Below are 14,717 nucleotides of genomic sequence, written 5' to 3'. Positions count from 1 at the left end.
GACTTTTACCTCTTTATTTTTGGTAAAAATCCTTATGTAAATAGCCTCAATTAAGAGACTATACAAAAACAATTTCTCTAGTGTTAACGATAATTGTCTTGCTTTTTCATTGTACTCAATTGTTAAAAAAAAGCAAAACTTATTTTTCCCTTGAATCTTTAAATTTAAAATAATATAGTATGAATATAAATATATTTATCAAAGGAGTTAATATGAAAAAAAATAATGGCAAAAGATGGATAGCGGTTGCTATAGCCTTACTTTTGTTTGTAGCATCAACTCTTGTATCAAATAAGAGTGAAAAAATAGAAAATAAACAAGCTGATAAATTGAAAAATGAATATTTGAATCAATTTAATCCATTTTCTGCGACTGCAAATAAAAATGTTTTGGAAGAAGGGGACAAGAAAAATAAAATTGCCGTTCTTTCTTATGAGGGAGCGATTGGAGATGGTGATGTTTATGATTCTTTTATGGAACAACTCGATGATATATATGAGGATGATTCTATAAAAGGAGTTATTATGCAAGTAAATTCTCCAGGTGGAGCTGTTTATAATTCTGAGCAAATTGCAAATAAGATAAAAGAAATTCAAAGCGAGAAAAAAATCCCTGTATTTACAGTTATGAAGACTATGGCAGCAAGCGGTGGATATTATATTTCTGCGCCAACTGATAAAATTTATGCGTCAAACGAAACCTTAACAGGTTCTATTGGTGTAATTATGTCATCAAAATCTTTCCAAGGTTTGTTTGAAAAATATGGGATTAAGGAACAAAATATCACAACAGGAAAGATGAAAGACGCAGGTTCTATTGGAAAAGATATGACAGATGAACAAAAAAAATATTTCCAAGAGCTTATAAATTCTTCTTTTGATAGGTTTATCAAAGTTGTTTCTCAAGGTAGATCTATGAAAGAAGATGAAGTTAAAAAACTTGCTGATGGTAGGGTTTATGATGGAGCTCAAGCAAAAAACAACGGACTTGTAGATAAAATTGGAAATCTTGATAATGCAATTGAAGATATGAAAAAAGATTATAAATTAGATAATCCTGAAGTTTTTGAGTATGAGGGAAGTGATTATCAATTTACAAAATTCTTTTCAAAGGCTCAAAATATTTTGGATAAGAATTCATCATCTGATCTTGCAATTTTAAAAGAATTAATGGAAAAAGATTCTCCACTACCAATGTATTATTATGGGAAATAGGTGAGATTATGGAAAATATGGAAGTAATTGAAAATAACTCTTTGAACAATCAAAAAACAATATCCATACCAAAATTTGCCTATGCTGGATTTTTCCTAAGACTTGTAGCCTTTGCTATAGATTCTATAGTTGCTTATTCCTTTTCAAATATTATTATAAATATTTTTCAAATAAAAACTGATTTAACCTTTATGAATATAGAAATAAATCCTTTGATTGAAACTGGGATTTGTTTATTATATTTTTTCATCCTAACTTATTTGAACAACGGCCAAACTCTTGGAAAGATGGCTATGGGGATTAGGGTTATTTCTTTAAAAGATGAAAAATTGTCATTTTTTGATTGTTTGGTAAGGGAAATTTTTGCAAGATATATTCAAAATTTTATAAAAATTTTGTATTTGATTGTAGGTTTTAGTCCAAACAAGCAATCTTTGGCAGATATGTTGGTTGATACTGTAGTTATAAAAGATGATGTTGTAGATTATCTTTTTGAAAATTAAGAAATATTATATTTATACAAATTCTCAAGCACGAATATCGGACTCCAAAAATTGGTGATTTTTAAATTTGAAATCAATACAATTTTTTCCGTATGATATTCTTAGCATGAGGATTTGTAATTTTGCCGACAATATGAAATATAAAGATATATTTTGATTTTTCAAGATATATCTTTTTTTGTGGAAAATTTTGGATTTATTTTCTTTAAAATATTATTATATTTTCAAAAATTATAAGTGTTTTATACTTTTTAAAATTTCTATATTATGGTATGATTGTTAGGTAGAAATTTTGGAGTAACCACTATATATAGTGGATTAGATATAAAAATAACAATATTTAGGGGTGAATATGGAAGTTAAAAAAAGAGACGGGAAAATTGTTGACTTTGAAAGGGAGAAGATTAATCGTGCAATCTTTAAATCTTTTAGGTCTGTGGATTCACTTATTAGTGATGAAGATTTGGATAAAATTTCTCTTAATATAGAAAACACAATCAAAGAAAGATATCCCAAAGATCATGTAGTTACTGTTGAAGAAATTCAAGACTTGGTTGAGCTTGAGCTTATTGAAAATAATTATTATAAGGAAGTTAAATCCTACATTCTTTATAGGGCCAAGCACAATATGGACAGGAAGGTCCTAACCGATTTTGAATCTTTTATTGATGATGAATATACTCTTTCTATAATCAAAGATATTAATGATGAGTATGACAACCAAAGATATCCAATCGAGTCTTTGTATTTAAAATTTGAATCTTTTACCAAGAAAAACATGACCAAGGAAGCCTTGCTAAATGCCCTTATCAAGGCTGCAAGTGAGCTTACCAGCAAGGAAGCTCCTGATTGGGAATTTATTGCTGCAAGGTTTATGATCCATTTGATTAATTTAAAAATTAGCCTTAGCGAAGAAAAATATGGAATTGTTGATTTTAGGTCAAAAGTTCAATATCTTACTTCAGCAGGTCTTTACGGAAAATATATTTTAGAATCCTATACCAATAAGGACTTGGAAGAGTTGGGAGCATATTTAAAAGAAGAGAGGAATAAACTCTTTACCTATTCAGGTCTTGACTTAGTTGCAAAAAGATATTTGATTAAAACTTTTGAAGGTGAATATATTGAAAGCGTTCAAGAAATGTTTATGGGAATTTCCATGCACCTTGCAATTGGAGAAAAAGACCAAGTTTCTTTTGCCAAAAAATTATATGATATTTTATCCCAATTAAAGGCAACCATGGCAACTCCAACAATGACCAATGCCAGAAAGCCATTTAACCAACTTTCTTCATGTTTTATAGATACAGTTCCTGATACCTTGAAAGGAATCTACCGTTCAATTACAAATTTCGCCCAAGTTTCAAAACACGGTGGAGGAATGGGTCTTTATTTTGGAAAAGTTAGGGCCCAAGGTTCTGATATTAGGGGAATAAAAAACGTTGCTGGTGGAGTTATAAGATGGATAAAACTTGCAAATGATACTGCAGTTGCCGTTGACCAATTAGGAGTTAGACAAGGGGCAGTTGCTTGTTATTTGGATATTTGGCATAAGGATATACCAGAATTTTTATCTCTAAGAACAAATAATGGTGATGACAGGATGAAGGCTCACGATATTTTCCCAGCAGTATGTGTGCCAGATCTTTTCTGGAAAGAATGTAGGGATAATATTGGTGGAGATTGGTATATGTTTGATCCTCACGAAGTTTTGGTAAAATATGGCAAATCAATCGAAGACACCTATGGGGAAGAATTTGAAGAATTTTACCATAAGCTTGTAAATGACAAGGAAATTTCAAAAAGAGTTATTGCAATTAAAGATTTGATTAGACTTTTGATAAAATCATGGACAGAAACAGGAACACCTTTTGTATTTAATAGAGATGCAGTAAACAGGGCAAATCCAAACAAGCACAAGGGAATAATCTATTCATCAAATCTTTGTACAGAAATCGCCCAAAATATGAGCCCATCTGAAACAGTTAGCGAAGAGATTAAAACTGTTGATGGAGAAACTGTAATTGTAAACACAACCAAACCTGGAGATTTTGTAGAATGTAATCTCGCAAGTCTTACACTTGGAAACATTGATGTCAACGACAAAGAAGAATTAGAAGAAGTAGTTTCTACAATAGTAAGGGCTCTTGATAATGTAATAGATTTAAATTATTACCCAACTCCTTATGCAAAAGTAACCAACAAAAAATACAGGGCAATCGGTCTTGGAACAAGTGGTTACCATCATATGTTGGTAAAAAATGATATAAAATGGTCAGAAGAAGAGGCTCATCTTGATTTTGTTGACAAGGTTTATGAAGATATAAATTATTTTGCAATCAAGGCATCAAATGAGATTGCCAAGGAAAAGGGATCATATTCTTGTTTTGAGGGAAGTGATTGGGATAATGGAGATTATTTCAAACAAAGAGGATATGAAAGCGAAAGATGGGAAAAATTAAAAGAAGATGTTCACCAAAATGGACTTAGAAATGGATATTTATTGGCAGTAGCTCCAACAGGATCAACCTCAATAATTTCAGGAACATCTGCAGGAGTTGACCCAATAATGAACAAGTATTTCCTAGAAGAGAAAAAGGGAGCAATAGTACCAAGAGTTGCCCCAGGACTAAATACAAAAACTTTCTGGCTTTACGAAAATGCCTACAATATTGATCAAAATATTTCAATGAGAGCATGCGGAGTAAGGCAAAGACACATCGACCAAGCCCAATCAGTAAATGTTTATATAACAACAGAATACACAATGAGACAAATTTTAAATATATACCTAACAGCATGGGAAGCAGGAGTAAAATCCCTATATTATGTAAGAGGAAAATCTCTTGAAGTAGAAGATTGTGATTCATGTGCGTCATAAATTTATTTTTAAGTAAATATAATTCAAACTTAATTATTAGAACTTAGATAAACCCTCAAGCACGAATATAGGACTTCAAAAATTGTTGATTTCTAAATTTCAAAATCCTAAAATCGCAAACTCGCTTACGCTCAAACAGTGCGATTTTATACGGATTTTTAAATTTGAAATCAAGTCAATTTTTTCCGTATTATATTCTTAGCATGAGGATTTATCACTTTTATAAAAATTTTGAAAGAAGCGAAGCTTCTTACAAATTTAGCCCGCGCAGCGGTCGTTTGCTGGGGGGGTGAAAAAGTGGGGGTTGTTAGGGGGAGGAAAAAGGGGGAGAATTCGAAACTCCCCCATTTCCTCCGCCCTAACTTAACGAAGTATTGTATTAATTTAAATAAAATACTTGGATAAGAAAAATTATGTTTTAATTATTTAAAGTTAAAAATATTAGTTCGATATTGAAAATAGAGTATAAAAATATTGGTTTATAAAAATTATTTTCCATAAGATAATAATTTATAAAATATAAAAAATTAAAAAATCAGTAATTTAGAAAATCCTAAATTACTGATTTTTAAAGCCTGAAATTTCGAATATTTTATTTATACTTATACTTTTAAATTCATCTTCGTATTTATTTTTGATTTTTGATATTGAATTTATTAGGTTTTGATATTCATTTTTTGGCAATACTAACTTTAAAGATAAAATTAAATCGTGTAAATTTTTACCACTAAATTCTTCGTCAAAAAACTTTTCAAAAATAGCAGTTTGACATGATTTATTTAAAGTAAAAGAATACATAACCTCATCATGAGCACAGACGTTTCTAAAAAAATTACATATTTTAATAACTTCTATAAGCTCACTTTTACTTATTTTCTCTTTGGAATTATAATTTTTTTTATATCTTTGCCCAAAATCTTTAGCAATGGTATTTTGAAGAGATTCATCTAGAGAATTATAAAAATGAGAAATATTTCCAAAAGTAAGAAAATTTACCAAAACCCATAGGGGAATATCTTCGTGTTTGTCGAGGTAGTGTCTTATAGGTTTTTTAGCATTTGAATTTCTTGTTTGTTTTCTAATAGCGTTAGACAAAGTAGCAAGGTTATTTAGAACGTAAGATAATTGATATTTAGAATTTGAATAATTTTCAACTTGCAAGTAAGGATATAATCTATATTTATGTAGATTAGAAAAATTATAGGCACAAGATGTTTTTAAAAGTTTTTCAAATCGTAAAAGTGAAGAAAATACAACTTGTTTTAATTCTCTATCCAATTCGTGGAGGGAGTAGATTTCTTCAAGGCTAGCATTATCTTTGAATTTATCATTTTTTATTAAAAAAGGACCCTTGTATCCATTAATCAAATTATAATAATTTATTTGCGAAAGTATGTCCTTAGCTTTACTTTTATCTTTAATTTCTAAATTTCTGGATTTTAAAATATTGATTTGTTCATCGTAGGTTTTAAATGGTTTCATAGTAAATTACCTCATAAAAAAACGCCCCGCCACGTATGGCAAGGGCTTGTTCCTTATCTATATTGTATCAGAAAATTCGCGTATGTCAATAATTAGGCATATAGGATATAATATAAGTAACAAAATATATTATTTTGTAGATTAATATAAATGGGTAAATAAGAACTAGGATTTATTTTAATAAAAGGAGAAAATATGGAAAAAAAATATAAGGAAGAAGTTTCTAAAAGAGGAATTTTTAATGAAGATGGGGATATTGATCTTTCTAAGAGAAGAATTATCAATGGAAATACAACCAATCTTAATGATTTTAACAATGTAAAATATACATGGACAAGCGATTGGTATCGCCAAGCTATGAATAACTTTTGGATTCCTGAAGAAATTAATTTAAACCAAGATATAAAAGATTATAGAAATTTATCCAAGGCTGAAAAAAAGGCTTATGACAGGATTTTGTCATTTTTGACTTATCTTGATTCAATTCAAACTGCAAATTTGCCAAATCTTCAAACCTATATAACAGCAAATGAGATAAATCTTTGCCTTGCTATTCAAACCTACCAAGAGGCAATCCACTCCCAATCTTATTCCTACATACTTGATACAATTTGCTCTCCTGATGAGAGAACTAGAATTTTGTATTTGTGGAAGGAAGATGACCATCTTTTAAAAAGAAATAAATTTATCGGCGACCAATACAATGAATTTATCAAAGATGATAGTGAATTTAATTTGATGAGAGTTTTGATTGCAAATTATATACTTGAAGGAATTTATTTCTATTCAGGCTTTTCATTTTTCTACAATCTTGGAAGAAATGGAAAAATGCCAGGAACTGTACAAGAAATCAGATATATCAACAGGGATGAAAATACCCACTTGTGGCTATTTAGGTCAATGATAAATGATTTGAAAGAAGAAAGACCAGATTTATTTACTGACGAATTAAAAGAATTCTACTTATCACTATTAAAAGAAGGAGTAGAACAAGAAATTGCCTGGGGAAAATATGCTATTGGAGATGAAATCCAAGGATTAAATTCACAAATGATTGAAGATTATATAAAATATTTGGGAAATTTAAGGGCAAAGGGACTTGGTCTTGGAAAAATCTATGAAGGATATGAAGACGAACCTCAATCAATGAAATGGGTAAGCGAATATTCAGATCCAAACCAAGTAAAAACAGACTTCTTTGAAGGAAAAGTTTCGGCTTATTCTAAATCTTCAGTTATTGAGGATGATTTATAAAATATAAATATTAAAGAAAAAAACTGTTGCAAGATTATGAGTAATCATAATTTTGCAACAGTCTTTTTTATTTGGCGCTTAATGAAAATTCTGCAAATTTTTCAAAGTATCCATCACTTTCTTTGCCGGATGTTTCATTTATTTTTGAACGGCTTAGGGTAAAATTAAAATTTCTTCCGTCTTTTATTTCATCTAGGCTTAGGTCTGAGAAATAATTGTTGAAAATAAAAGTTGTTGAATTTTCATCTGCAAATATTTCATCTAGAGAAATTTCATTTCCTCTTTCGTCAACTCCTTTTAATTCATAAACATAGGCTTGATCAAGATTTTTTATTGTTGCTGTAAGGGTCATTGGATTTATTTTCATTAATGAGATTGTGGCGTTTGTTCCTTTTATTTTTAAATTTTCAGCGAAAATTTTGTTGTCTTCGTTTATTGTATTCATTGGTGATTCTATTGAAATTATTTGGCTTTTATTTGCGTCTGCAAAATATAAATCTACGCTCGCTTTATCTTTTTTTGGAAAAGATTTGTCAAAATTTATCATAAGATTTTCTGATGATGTTTTTTTATCTTCTAACAAACCTTCGCTTCCTGATGAGCCAATAGCTTTATAAGTTTTTCCATCAACTACCACCTTATACAAATGTGAATTGTTTTTTGTATTTTCTTTAAAATTTTCTTCATTTCTTAGGGTATTTATAAAGATTTTATTATCTTCAAAGGCTATATTTCCGATTACAAATGAATCTTCTCCAACTGTTACTGCCTTATTAATTTCTGCCATATATTTGTAGGAATCAGGACTTGCACCAAAGGCTTCCATCATTGTTACTTTTATGTCTGTTGTAAATTTTGAAACTTCTGCTTTTACAATTGGAATATTAAGTCCAGCTACTAGGATTAATGCAGCTGCTATCGGCAAAAATTTTTTTGATTTTTTATTTTTTTTGTAGGATTTTGCAGTTTTTATTAATTTTTCTTTTTCAAAGTCGTCTAATTCGATTTTTTCAATTTCAAAATCCATATCATTTATTTTGTCATAGATATTTTTCATAATTTGCTCCTTAAAGTTTTTTTGGCACGGCTTACTTTGTTGTAGAGTCTGTCCTTTGGAATTTTTGTAATTTTTTCTAAATCATCGTAGGAATAGCCTTCTATAAATAATTTTTTGAAAATCTCCCTGTCTTTTTTTGACAACATTTCAAGAATTTTATCGCTTTCATCATAATTTTCTAAATTTTTATCATAAATAAAACCGGAAACATCATCAAGGTCAAGGCAGTCGTGTTTTGCTTCTTTTCTAATTGCGTCAATTGCCTTGTATTTGGCAACTCCTGCACACCAATTTTTAAAAGATGACCTAGTAGGATCATAAGAATTTATATTATCCCAAATTCCAAGGAGAGCATCATTTAAAATTTCGTCTAAAATACTTCTCCTATTTCCTATAGTTTTTACAATAACTCCTTTTAATATAGGTCCATAAAGGTTAATGAATTCAATTAAATATTTTTCATCTTTGTTTTTAATTCCTTTTATTAAATTTTTATCATCCATTATTTCCTCCTTTGCCTATATATTCGTATAAAGTTGAGCAAATCTATCCTTATTTTAAATTATATCTTTAATTTTTTATAAAAAAACCACCTCGATTTTTTCGAGATGGTTTATAGGTTTTAAAATTTTACTCAAACAAAAGATTGATATCAAAATCTTTTTCTATCATTTTATTATCTAACATAAATTTCTTAGTTCTTTCGAATCCTTCTTTGTCTTTATCTGTGATTTTTGTTGAAAAATCATACATTGGGAACATATAATCATAAGCCTTATCGTCTAGGTCTAGTTCTTTTTTTACTATTTCTTTTGTTTGGTCCTTATTTTCTTCCATAAATTTAGAAATTTCAGCTTGAGCATCGTCAAGAGCTTTTATTACATCTGGGTGGTCTTTGGCAAATTTTTCTGAACTTGCTACGCAAATTATTGCATCTATCAAGCCTTCTCCGTTTGTAATTTCATATAGTCCTGCTTCTTTTGCCTTGTAAGCTGCAGGTCCTCCCAAAAGCGCCACGTCCAAATTTCCTGAATCTAGGGCAGCTGCTGCGTCTGGGATTTGCATATTTGAAAATTCTACGTCTTTTTCTGTCATTTCTTCCTTATCTAAATATGCCAAAAGTTCTTGGTGAAGGTTGGTTCCAGCAGGTCCTCCGATTTTTTTGCCTTTTAAATCTTTAGGATTTTTGATTGAATCATCTTTAGAAAAAAGTGAGAAGGCCTTTGGGGCTCTTGAATACATATTTAAAACTTTGATATCTTGTCCGTTTGCCTTGGCAAGAATTGCAGAAGATCCTCCCAAAGCATAAAGAACATCAACATCCCCGCTTGCAAGAGCAGCTGTTTGGTCAGCACCGCTTGTGATTTCCTTATAATTAATTTTTACACCTGGTAGGTGTTTTTTGAAAATTTCCTTATTTTTTTCAATAATTGATGGGACATTTAAGGGTGATGTTACATAAGTTATGTTTAGTTCATCGACAGATAATTTTTCTTCACTTTGGGAAGGTTTGTTTGACATGCCATTTGACATTTCGTTTGAATTTTCTTTATTTTCCTTGTTTGAGCAGGCTGTGATTGCAAAAACAAGGGAAAAAATTGATAAAATTTTTAAAAATTTATTTTTCATTTTATTCTCCTATTATTTTTTTAAATTTATCTCTTAAAATTTCCTTGGAGATTTTTTCATCTTCAAGGTTGAAATCGGAGACTATTTTTCCTTTTTTCATTATTATAAGCCTTTGGCCTAAATTGAGGGCTTCTTCTAGGTCGTGGCTTACAAATAAAAATCCGGAATTTTTAATTTTCATATATGAAAGTAACTCCATTTCTAGTCTTTCCTTGCTAATCTCATCTAAAGATGCAAAGGGTTCATCCAAAAGCATGAAATTATTTGGGAAAATAAGAGCACGCGCAAGGGAAACTCTTGCCTTCATCCCACCAGAAAGTTGGGAAGGATAGGCTTTTTCAAAACCCTCAAGGCCCATTATTTTTATCCGTTTTTGACAAAGTTCTTGATTTGGATTTGAAAACATTATATTTTCCTCGAGATTTAACCAGGGCAAAAGTCTTGGATTTTGAAATACTAGGGAAGTTTTTATGCCATGATTTAAAATTTTCCCAGAATCTATTTCCAAAAGTCCACCAAGAGCTTTGAGAAGGGTTGATTTTCCACAGCCCGATGGGCCTATAAGGACATTTCTTTTTTGAGGATCTAATTTCAAGTTTATCTTATCCAGTGCCTTAATTTTTTTATCTTCAATTTTATAAGTTTTACAAAGATCAATTAGACTTATACCATTCATTTTTAAGATCTCCCTTCAAAAACAAGCTTGCAAATTTTACGAAAATTTTATCGGAGACCATGCCGACAAAACCAATCATAATAATCCCCACAAGAACCTTGTCAGTTCTTGACATTAGCCTTGAAAAATTAATCAAATAACCAAGCCCCTTTGATGCAGCAAGCATTTCCGCAGCAATAATTGACCTATAAGCATAGCCAAGTCCAATTCTTGCACCGACAAAAATATCCAAAAGACTTGAAGGAAGGATGATTTTTCTAAAAATTTCCCCATCCTTGTAAGAAAAAGAACGTGCCATTTCAATCAAATCATAATCTACAAGCATAAATCCCTTTTGAATATTTAAAAATATGGGGAAAAAAGATGCCATAAAAACTATGGTGATTTTACTAACTTCCCCAATCCCAAGCCATAAAATCAAAAGAGGAATAAGGCCAAGGGGTGGAATATTTTTCAAAAAATCCAAAAGATTGGAAAAATATGGGTAGGTTTTGGGTTTCAAATAAAAGAAAAGTGCCAAGAAAAATCCCACAAAAAGGGCCAAAAAATATCCAATAAAAACCCTATATAAACTTGCCAAAAGATTGGTAAAAATTGTCCCGTCAAAAACCATAGTACAAAAAGTTTGGAAAACTTTAAGAGGTCCAGGCAAATAAATGGGCGAAAAAATCTCGATTTTATAGATGATTTCCCAAATAAGTAAAATTATAAAAAATACCAATAGATTTTTCTTTGTCTTAGAAATAAAGTTATTTTTTTTCATAAAAACCCCCTAATATTTTACCAGAAAATGAGAAGGTTTATCAAAAATATTTGAAAAATTGGTGAGATTTAAAAATTAATAGGATAGGTTTGTGCTAAATTAGGAAAAAATATGGAAAATCTCAAGGAGTAAGTTTGTATTTTAATTAGGGTTAAATCCAAGAGATCTCTCGACTATGCTCGAGATGGGTGGTGGATTGCTTTTTATAATGGCTAAAGAAAGAAAAAAATTGTTATAAAAAATTATAAGCATTTAGCAATAAAACCAATCTTATAAACACCCATCTCGACCTTGTGGAGAGATCTCATGAATTATATTTGTATTTTAATTAAGTTATAACCTGGAGATTTCTGGACTAGGCTCGAGATATGTAATGATTTTATTTTTATAATGGCTAAAGAAAGAAAAAATTGTTATAAAAAATTATAAGCCTTTAGCAATAAAACCAATTTTATAAACACCCATCTCGACCTTGCGGAGAGATCTCATGAATTATGTTTGTATTTTAATTAAGTTATAACCTGGAGATTTCTGGACTAGGCTTTAGATGGGTAATGATTTTCTTTTTATAATGGCTAAAGAAAGAAATTAATAAATTACACGAGCTTAATATATTGATTTCAATTAAAAAAGACAGATACTAAATTTACTGTCTTTTTGATTTTATTAAAATTTATCTTAACTTTTTTAAAAACTATCACTCAAATTTCAAAGAATTAAAAATATTTTCATTTAAAAGTTCCGTCTTATTGGTATTTTTTAAGGGACCTGTAAGAATCATATTTACAAAATAATCATCGGTTTCAAAGGCGATTTTTTCGCCTTCTAGAGAGAATTGTTCTGTGTAAATTCTCACTTTTGATTTTAAAAACAGTTTATCATCAACCATTTCTTCCTTTACACTTCCCATCGGACTTATAAAAGCTGGTGGGATTTGTGTGCCTTGGCTTTGGTTGAAAGATTTTTTGAGGTCCATATCGTCATCTTTTTTTATTTTTGAAATCAAAATTTGATTTATGGTTTTTCCGGAAAATTGGTTTTCAAAAACAGTCAAAGACTCGCTGTCTTGGATTTTTTTCATATTTTCTGGAATATTGAAGGAAAAATCATCCATATCAATTTTTTTTGTTGCATAAAGGTCAATTTTTTTATCAAAAGACTTGAAAGATTTTGCCACCATATCGAAATCTTCACTTTCAGGATAGGTCGTTGACAATAAATCTGCCATTATATAAGGAGAAAATTGGGATTTTTCTTTTTCTTCTACAATTTGAAATTCCAAAACATTTGTTGGTGTTGCCATAAAAATGTTGGTATAGGAAAATTTATTGTCTTCTATTATTGAATAAGCGGATTTTTTAGACTCACTTTCAAGAACAATTGGTTTTTGGACCACATTGGCATTTTCAATTCCAGAATTATAAGTTTCCTTGTCAGAAAATTTATAGAGGTCGGTCTTTATTTCATCTTCAGATTTTTCTCCATCTTTGAATAATTTTTTTATATTTATAGATAAGTCATAAAAATCAGATTTTGGAAAATCAACAACATATTGCCCGTCTTTTGAATAAAGCTTGCACTTATCTGGAATTCTTATATTAAAAGCAGACAAATAAATATTTTTATTATAATCTAAATTTCTAAGTTCATCATTTTTGTAAGGCTCATCAGAGCTACTCGTAATATCAGCGGGATAATCTCCAAGCATCCTATCAATAAATAAAGAATTATCTCTTTTAAATCCCTCAATATTGTCGTGCTTATATTCTAGTCTTTTCTTTTTTTCCTTTTCATTTGATGATGAAGAAGAAGAAATACTTTGTTTTTTTAAATTGCTTTGATTTGATTTATTTATACTTTCATTTTTTCCACAAGAAGAAAAAATTAATATAAATAAAAAAATTAAAATTTTTTTCATAAATACTCCAAATTTCTTTTACCCATTGATTATATCATAAATTCTTAAAAATTAAATGAATTAATTTTAAGCTTTAAAAACACAAAAAAGTCTTTAAAAAATTTTCACTTCTTGGTATCATTAAATATAGGAAATTGTTTATTTCCGACAAACTTTAAGAAGGAAATTTAAAGGAGAAAAAATGAATAGAGACTTAGGTATCAACTTATGTAGAGTAACCGAAGCGGCAGCCCTTGCAAGTGCAAAATATTTGGGCAAGGGAAAGAAAAACGATTCTGACAATATTGCAGTAGACCAAATGAGGGCTATGTTTAGTTATTTGGGCATAAACGGAAGAGTTGTAATAGGAGAAGGCGAAATCGACGAAGCTCCTATGTTATACATAGGTGAAGAAATTGGAGATATGAGCCAAGATGATGTTGTAGATATAGCTGTAGATCCAATCGACGGAACAGCATCTCTTGCAAATGGAACAAGCAATTCGATTTCAGTTATTGCAGTAGCACCAGAAGGTTGCCTATTAAATGCTCCAGATGTGTATATGAATAAAATTGCCACAGGAAGTAAGGCAAAGGGTGTTATAGACATAAATAAATCTACCAAAGAAAATATAGAAAATGTAGCAAAGGCTTTAAACAAAAAAGTTTCAGATATTACAGTTTCAGTTTTGCATAGGCCAAGACACGAAAAGTTAGTTGAGGAAATAAGAGAAGCTGGAGCAAGAATTTCTATGGTAGAAGACGGCGATGTATTAACAGCCATAGCAACAGAATTATCAGGTGGGAAAATTGACCTTATAATGGGAATAGGCGGAGCTCCAGAAGGAGTAATAGCAGCTGCAGCCTTAAAGTGTTTGGGAGGAGATTTCCAAGGAGTATTTGCCCCATCAGACTCAAAACAAGTAAAAAGATGCCTAAAAATGGGAGTGGATTTTGATAAAGTTTATACTATAGACGATTTGGTAAAAGGCGATGATGTTTTGTTTGCTGCTACAGGAATAACTGATGGCACATTTTTAAAAGGCGTATCCTACACAAAAAATAACATGGCAGAAACCCAATCACTTTTATTAAGACTTCCATCAGGAACAATAAGATATATCGACTCAGTTCACAAACTTGATCAAAAATTAGACCAAAAATAGAGATAAAAAAGAAAGTCCTATAAATATAAAAAGAATAGATTTTAAAATAAATTGAGATTTTTTGGGGATTATATGAGTTTTATTTAAAAAATATAAAGAAATAATCCCCAAAAAAATAGAAAAAATTTTAGATAAGAAAAAACTTCTTACAAAAATATGATTAAAAGCTGTTAGAAAATATGTAAGAATAAATAAG

Annotated in this window: 12 protein-coding genes; 5 read left to right on the top strand and 7 right to left on the bottom strand. The window is 29.9% G+C overall.

Annotation, left to right across the window (positions count from 1 at the left end):
• The first annotated feature begins 212 nt into the window (after nucleotides 1-212).
• The 3 genes from sppA (at nucleotide 213) to BN3265_RS08965 (ending at nucleotide 4,598) form a co-directional block, all read left to right on the top strand.
• Nucleotides 213-1,214, top strand: a complete 1,002-nt coding sequence (gene sppA, locus BN3265_RS08975; RefSeq protein WP_058991230.1) for a signal peptide peptidase SppA — start codon at nucleotides 213-215, stop codon at nucleotides 1,212-1,214.
• Nucleotides 1,215-1,222: 8 nt separating this feature from the next.
• Nucleotides 1,223-1,717 carry an RDD family protein gene (locus BN3265_RS08970; protein ID WP_058991229.1) on the top strand — a complete coding sequence of 165 codons (495 nt, stop codon included), beginning with the start codon at nucleotides 1,223-1,225 and terminating at the stop codon, nucleotides 1,715-1,717.
• A 352-nt stretch (nucleotides 1,718-2,069) separates the two neighbouring features.
• On the top strand, nucleotides 2,070-4,598 hold the full coding sequence (locus tag BN3265_RS08965; RefSeq protein WP_058991228.1) for a ribonucleoside-diphosphate reductase subunit alpha: 2,529 nt from the start codon (nucleotides 2,070-2,072) through the stop codon (nucleotides 4,596-4,598).
• Nucleotides 4,599-5,156: 558 nt separating this feature from the next.
• Here the strand turns inward: BN3265_RS08965 and BN3265_RS08960 are convergent.
• Nucleotides 5,157-6,080, bottom strand: a complete 924-nt coding sequence (locus tag BN3265_RS08960) for an Abi family protein (RefSeq protein ID WP_058991227.1) — start codon at nucleotides 6,078-6,080, stop codon at nucleotides 5,157-5,159.
• 195 nt (nucleotides 6,081-6,275) lie between these two features.
• Between BN3265_RS08960 and BN3265_RS08955 the strand changes: the two genes are divergently transcribed.
• A complete protein-coding gene (locus BN3265_RS08955; RefSeq protein WP_058991226.1) occupies nucleotides 6,276-7,334 on the top strand; it encodes a ribonucleotide-diphosphate reductase subunit beta in 1,059 nt (352 codons plus the stop codon).
• Nucleotides 7,335-7,401: 67 nt separating this feature from the next.
• Here the strand turns inward: BN3265_RS08955 and BN3265_RS08950 are convergent, their stop codons facing one another.
• From BN3265_RS08950 to BN3265_RS08925, 6 genes are all read right to left on the bottom strand, one after another.
• Nucleotides 7,402-8,391 carry a hypothetical protein gene (locus tag BN3265_RS08950; RefSeq protein WP_058991225.1) on the bottom strand — a complete coding sequence of 330 codons (990 nt, stop codon included), beginning with the start codon at nucleotides 8,389-8,391 and terminating at the stop codon, nucleotides 7,402-7,404.
• Nucleotides 8,388-8,894 carry a sigma-70 family RNA polymerase sigma factor gene (locus tag BN3265_RS08945; RefSeq protein ID WP_058991224.1) on the bottom strand — a complete coding sequence of 169 codons (507 nt, stop codon included), beginning with the start codon at nucleotides 8,892-8,894 and terminating at the stop codon, nucleotides 8,388-8,390. The genes BN3265_RS08950 and BN3265_RS08945 overlap by 4 nt, the downstream gene beginning before the upstream one ends.
• Before the next feature lie 127 nt (nucleotides 8,895-9,021).
• On the bottom strand, nucleotides 9,022-10,020 hold the full coding sequence (locus tag BN3265_RS08940; protein WP_058991223.1) for an ABC transporter substrate-binding protein: 999 nt from the start codon (nucleotides 10,018-10,020) through the stop codon (nucleotides 9,022-9,024).
• A 1-nt stretch (nucleotide 10,021) separates the two neighbouring features.
• On the bottom strand, nucleotides 10,022-10,696 hold the full coding sequence (locus tag BN3265_RS08935; RefSeq protein ID WP_058991222.1) for an ABC transporter ATP-binding protein: 675 nt from the start codon (nucleotides 10,694-10,696) through the stop codon (nucleotides 10,022-10,024).
• Complete coding sequence (locus tag BN3265_RS08930; RefSeq protein WP_058991221.1) at nucleotides 10,674-11,459, bottom strand: ABC transporter permease; 786 nt, start codon at nucleotides 11,457-11,459, stop codon at nucleotides 10,674-10,676. Before BN3265_RS08930 ends, BN3265_RS08935 begins: the two co-directional genes overlap by 23 nt.
• Before the next feature lie 697 nt (nucleotides 11,460-12,156).
• Nucleotides 12,157-13,377 (bottom strand): hypothetical protein, encoded by a 1,221-nt coding sequence (locus BN3265_RS08925; protein ID WP_058991220.1) that lies wholly within the window; start codon nucleotides 13,375-13,377, stop codon nucleotides 12,157-12,159.
• Between the two features lie 181 nt (nucleotides 13,378-13,558).
• On the opposite strand from BN3265_RS08925, the gene glpX reads away from it, so the two are divergent.
• The gene (gene glpX / locus BN3265_RS08920; RefSeq protein WP_058991219.1) at nucleotides 13,559-14,521 is read left to right on the top strand and encodes a class II fructose-bisphosphatase; all 963 of its coding nucleotides are present in this window, start codon (nucleotides 13,559-13,561) and stop codon (nucleotides 14,519-14,521) included.
• The last annotated feature ends 196 nt before the right edge of the window (nucleotides 14,522-14,717 follow it).

Source organism: Anaerococcus rubeinfantis (assembly GCF_001487145.1).
Lineage (GTDB): Bacteria > Bacillota > Clostridia > Tissierellales > Peptoniphilaceae > Anaerococcus > Anaerococcus rubeinfantis.
The sequence above is the reverse complement of the archived record's forward strand: the minus strand, read 5'-3'. Positions and strand labels throughout refer to the sequence as shown.

What these genes read in the sequence shown, in the direction of transcription:
- sppA (WP_058991230.1), top strand. Translation starts at nt 213, where the DNA reads ATGAAAAAAAATAATGGCAAAAGATGGATAGCGGTTGCTATAGCCTTA.
- BN3265_RS08970 (WP_058991229.1), top strand. Translation starts at nt 1,223, where the DNA reads ATGGAAAATATGGAAGTAATTGAAAATAACTCTTTGAACAATCAAAAA.
- BN3265_RS08965 (WP_058991228.1), top strand. Translation starts at nt 2,070, where the DNA reads ATGGAAGTTAAAAAAAGAGACGGGAAAATTGTTGACTTTGAAAGGGAG.
- BN3265_RS08960 (WP_058991227.1), bottom strand. Translation starts at nt 6,080, where the DNA reads ATGAAACCATTTAAAACCTACGATGAACAAATCAATATTTTAAAATCC.
- BN3265_RS08955 (WP_058991226.1), top strand. Translation starts at nt 6,276, where the DNA reads ATGGAAAAAAAATATAAGGAAGAAGTTTCTAAAAGAGGAATTTTTAAT.
- BN3265_RS08950 (WP_058991225.1), bottom strand. Translation starts at nt 8,391, where the DNA reads ATGAAAAATATCTATGACAAAATAAATGATATGGATTTTGAAATTGAA.
- BN3265_RS08945 (WP_058991224.1), bottom strand. Translation starts at nt 8,894, where the DNA reads ATGGATGATAAAAATTTAATAAAAGGAATTAAAAACAAAGATGAAAAA.
- BN3265_RS08940 (WP_058991223.1), bottom strand. Translation starts at nt 10,020, where the DNA reads ATGAAAAATAAATTTTTAAAAATTTTATCAATTTTTTCCCTTGTTTTT.
- BN3265_RS08935 (WP_058991222.1), bottom strand. Translation starts at nt 10,696, where the DNA reads ATGAATGGTATAAGTCTAATTGATCTTTGTAAAACTTATAAAATTGAA.
- BN3265_RS08930 (WP_058991221.1), bottom strand. Translation starts at nt 11,459, where the DNA reads ATGAAAAAAAATAACTTTATTTCTAAGACAAAGAAAAATCTATTGGTA.
- BN3265_RS08925 (WP_058991220.1), bottom strand. Translation starts at nt 13,377, where the DNA reads ATGAAAAAAATTTTAATTTTTTTATTTATATTAATTTTTTCTTCTTGT.
- glpX (WP_058991219.1), top strand. Translation starts at nt 13,559, where the DNA reads ATGAATAGAGACTTAGGTATCAACTTATGTAGAGTAACCGAAGCGGCA.